The 3,752-nt window shown below is 64.5% G+C and carries 5 protein-coding genes; 1 reads left to right on the forward strand and 4 read right to left on the reverse strand.

The genetic code is table 11. The features are described from left to right. On the reverse strand, nucleotides 1-619 hold a 619-nt coding region (locus Q0330_RS10695; protein WP_299478565.1), incomplete at its 3' end, for an isocitrate/isopropylmalate family dehydrogenase. Between the two features lie 139 nt (nucleotides 620-758). Between Q0330_RS10695 and Q0330_RS10700 the strand changes: the two genes are divergently transcribed. Further along, nucleotides 759-1,166 (forward strand): hypothetical protein, encoded by a 408-nt coding sequence (locus tag Q0330_RS10700; protein ID WP_299478568.1) that lies wholly within the window; start codon nucleotides 759-761, stop codon nucleotides 1,164-1,166. Here Q0330_RS10700 and Q0330_RS10705 read toward each other — a convergent pair whose 3' ends face one another. The 3 genes from Q0330_RS10705 to Q0330_RS10715 form a co-directional block, all read right to left on the reverse strand. Beyond that, entirely contained in the window at nucleotides 1,167-2,207 is a 1,041-nt protein-coding gene (locus Q0330_RS10705; protein ID WP_366518327.1) for an endonuclease/exonuclease/phosphatase family protein, read from the reverse strand. It abuts the gene before it with no gap. Beyond that, on the reverse strand, nucleotides 2,198-2,803 hold the full coding sequence (gene leuD, locus Q0330_RS10710; protein WP_299478571.1) for a 3-isopropylmalate dehydratase small subunit: 606 nt from the start codon (nucleotides 2,801-2,803) through the stop codon (nucleotides 2,198-2,200). Before leuD ends, Q0330_RS10705 begins: the two co-directional genes overlap by 10 nt. An 89-nt stretch (nucleotides 2,804-2,892) precedes the next feature. After that, on the reverse strand, nucleotides 2,893-3,752 hold an 860-nt coding region (locus Q0330_RS10715), incomplete at its 5' end, for an aconitase family protein (RefSeq protein WP_299478574.1).

Below are 3,752 nucleotides of genomic sequence, written 5' to 3' on the forward strand. Positions count from 1 at the left end.
GGATGCCCGATTCCATCACATTGGCCTTCTCCATCGAGCAGACCTTGTTGCCGCGTTTTTGTGCCAGTTCAAAGGCGGCGCGGGCGACACGGCGGATTTCTCCGCTGGTGTAACGCTGGGTGTTGATGCCGACGCGACCGCCCTCGTTCTCGGGGTTGTTGTCGTCGGGATGGATGCCGCGCGGTTCGCCGAAATAGACGCCCGAGGTCAGTTCGCGCACGATCAGGATATCAAGCCCCGCGACGATATCGCGCTTGAGCGAGGAAAAATCCGCAAGCGCATCAAAGCATTGCGCCGGGCGCAGGTTGGCGAACAGGTCCATTTCCTTGCGCAGGCGCAACAGGCCGCGTTCCGGCTTCACGCTGAAATCGAGATTGTCGTATTTCGGCCCGCCGACAGCGCCCAGAAGAACCGCATCGACTTCCTGCGCCCTGGCCATGGTGGCGTCGGTCAGCGGCGTGCCGTGCTTGTCATAGGCGCAGCCACCGACGAGGTCCTCGCTGACCTCGAAATTCATGCCGCGATTGGTCTGGAACCAGTCGATGACCTTGCGGACCTCGGTCATGACTTCGGGGCCGATGCCATCGCCGGGCAGGATCAGAAGCGAATATGCGGACATGGTTTTCCTCGTGCTTTCAGGGTCGGGCTTGGCGTAGCGCCGCAGTGACACTTGGTCAAGTTCACGCTGAATTGGGTTGCGATTCGGGGGCGGATCAGGACTCATATCAACTACGGAATCGAGACCGGAGACCACCCGAATGACCCGTATCATCGCCGCAATTCTGGCTGCGGTGCTTCATTTGCCACTGACCGGCGCCATTGCGGCGGCGGATGGCAAGGTCATGGTGCCGCTGCCGAACCTGCAAGGCATATCCGAACAGGATGCCGAAAAGCTGATCGCGGCCCTGGCACAGGTGAACGTGATCGCCTCGAACTGCCCGGAATATCATATCACCGATGGCGAATGGACTTTGCTGGTGGGCACGGGCGACATGCTGGCCAAGGGGCTGGGCATGGACCCTGACACCTATGACGAGACCTATTACGGTCCGGCCTTCCGCATGTTGGACGATCCCGGCGCCTGCGACCGCATCGGTCCGCGCGCAAGACCGATCATCGACGACCTGATCAAGATGGGCGGCGGGACCGAGCCGATCCCGGAATAGCTAGCCGCCGATCTCCAGATCGACCCAGACCAGCCGATGCGGCGATGCCGCAGCCGCGATCCCGGCCATCTCCGCGCCCGGCGCCGGCCAGAACACGCCCGCATCCAGCACCCGCAGCCCCGATGACGGCAGCAGATAGGTGACGCGCAGATTGCCCGGTTTGCCATCGGGCCAGTCGGCAGTGTCGAGCGACGGATCGCCCCTGTGATCGGCATCGGCGGCCTGACGGGCACCCTCGCTTGCCGGGTGCGGGTCCTGCAGGCGGGGATCGGTCAGCAGGGACTGGATCGCCTCGTGCCGCCCATCGCCATCCTTTGGGTCGAGATTGGCATTCCCGGCCAACACGAAAGGCGCATCGGGCAGGTGGGTCAGCCAGAAGGCGTTTTCGTCGTGGTTGCGCCTGCCATTGCGGTCCTCGGGCCCGTCAAAGACCGGGGGTGCGGCGGAATAAGCCAGCAGATGCAGGGGCGGATCGGTCAGCAACTCGACATCCCAATGGCCGGTATCCGAGAGGCGCTGCACCGCCGCGGCATCGGGCGTCAGCGTATCGCCGATCAGATTGCCGGGCTGGTCGCGCCAGAGCAGGGCGCTGTAATCGGTGACCTCGCCCAGGGGCACGCGCGACAGGATCGCCATGCCGTTCTGGCCAGTGAAACTGCCCCAACCCTGCGAATCCTCGGCCTCGCCTAGCCTTCCGTTGCCGTCCAGATCGACGCCGCTCTCCATGCCGCTATTGGGCTGGGCGGCGAAAAGATGGGGGTAATCGGTGCCGCTGCGGGCCAGCAGTTGCGCGAAGGCTTTCAGCGCGGCGCGGTCGTGGTCCCAGTCGATGCCGGTCAGAAGCAGCACGTCGGGGTCGGTTTTGGCGATGACAAGGGCAGCGCCGAGGATCTGCGGGTCCTTGCCCGAGACGATGTCGCGCAGGAGAAGCCCCGGTCCCTTCCGGGTCAGATTGGGGTCGAAGCTGGCGATGCGCAGCGTGTCGGCCGCCGCCGGGGCGGCGGCCAGAAGGGCCAGGAAAAGGCCGGTTTTCAGACCCAAGGGCGGGCTTGGCTGGCGGTGGCCTCGAAGCTGTCGATGGCCGCCGAACGCTCCAGCGTCTGGCCGATATCGTCCAATCCATTCAACAGGTTATGCTTGCGCGTCGGGTCCACGTCGAAATGGTATTCGGTGCCGTCAGAGGCCGTCACCGTCTGGCTTTCCAGATCGACCGTCAGGCGCGCATTCTCGCCGTTGCGGGCGTCGTCCATCAGGGCCTTCACGGCCTCTTCCGGCAGCACCACGGGCAGGATGCCGTTCTTGAAGCAGTTGTTGAAGAAGATGTCGGCGAAACTCGTTGAAATCACGCAACGAATCCCGAAATCCAGCAATGCCCACGGCGCATGTTCGCGCGAGGAGCCGCAGCCGAAATTGTCGCCGGCGACGATGATCTCGGATTTGCGATAGGCCGGCTGGTTCAGCACGAAGTCACTGATTTCATTTCCTTCCCGGTCGAAGCGCATCTCGTCGAACAGGTTCTTGCCGAGACCCGAGCGGTGGATCGTCTTCAGGAACTGTTTCGGGATGATCATGTCGGTGTCGATGTTCACCAGCGGCATCGGCGCGGCCACGGCGGTGAGGGTGTTGAACTTTTCCATATCCTAGAATCCTGTCTGAAAGGGCGTACACAGCGCGTACACAGGGCGTACATACCCCGTGCATATCGCGTGCGGCCGCGGCCTCATCCTCAAGCCTCGGCCGTTTCGGCCATCACGTCGCGCACATCGACCAGGTGGCCGGCCACGCCTGCCGCCGCCGCCATGACCGGCGACATCAGATGCGTGCGGCCCTTGTAGCCCATGCGCCCCTCGAAATTGCGGTTCGAGGTGGCGGCGCAGCGTTCGCCCGGGGCGAGCTGGTCGGGGTTCATGCCGAGGCACATCGAACAGCCCGCAAGGCGCCATTCGAAGCCGGCATCGGTGAAGATCTTGTCCAGCCCCTCTTCCTCGGCCTGCAGGCGCACGAGGCCCGAGCCGGGCACGACCATGCCGCGCACGCCCGATGCCAGCTTCTTGCCCTTGAGGATACCGGCGGCGGCGCGCAGGTCCTCGATCCGGCCATTGGTGCACGACCCGATGAAGACCGCGTCGATGGCGATCTCGTTCAGCGGGGTGCCGGGCTTCAGGCCCATATAGTCGAGGCTGCGGCGGGCGGCGTCGACCTTGCCGCCCTGAAAATCCTCGGGCGCGGGGACGGATGCGGTGATCGGCAGCACGTCCTCGGGCGAGGTGCCCCAGGTCACGACCGGGGCGATGTCTTCGCCCCTGATGGTGATGACCTTGTCGTAATGGGCGCCTTCATCGGTCGTAAGCGTCTTCCACCAGTTCAGCGCGGCTTCCCATGCGGCGCCTTTGGGCGCATGGGGGCGGCCCTTCACATAGTCGAAGGTCTTTTCGTCGGGCGCGATCAGCCCGGCGCGGGCGCCGCCTTCGATGGCCATGTTGCAGACCGTCATGCGGCCTTCCATCGACAGGTCGCGGATCGCCTCGCCGCAATATTCGATGACATAGCCGGTGCCGCCGGCGGTGCCGGTCGCGCCGATCACCG

Origin of the sequence: uncultured Paracoccus sp., from assembly GCF_937873615.1 — a bacterium.
Lineage (GTDB): Bacteria > Pseudomonadota > Alphaproteobacteria > Rhodobacterales > Rhodobacteraceae > Paracoccus.

What these genes read in the sequence shown, in the direction of transcription:
- Q0330_RS10700 (WP_299478568.1), top strand. Translation starts at nt 759, where the DNA reads ATGACCCGTATCATCGCCGCAATTCTGGCTGCGGTGCTTCATTTGCCA.
- leuD (WP_299478571.1), bottom strand. Translation starts at nt 2,803, where the DNA reads ATGGAAAAGTTCAACACCCTCACCGCCGTGGCCGCGCCGATGCCGCTG.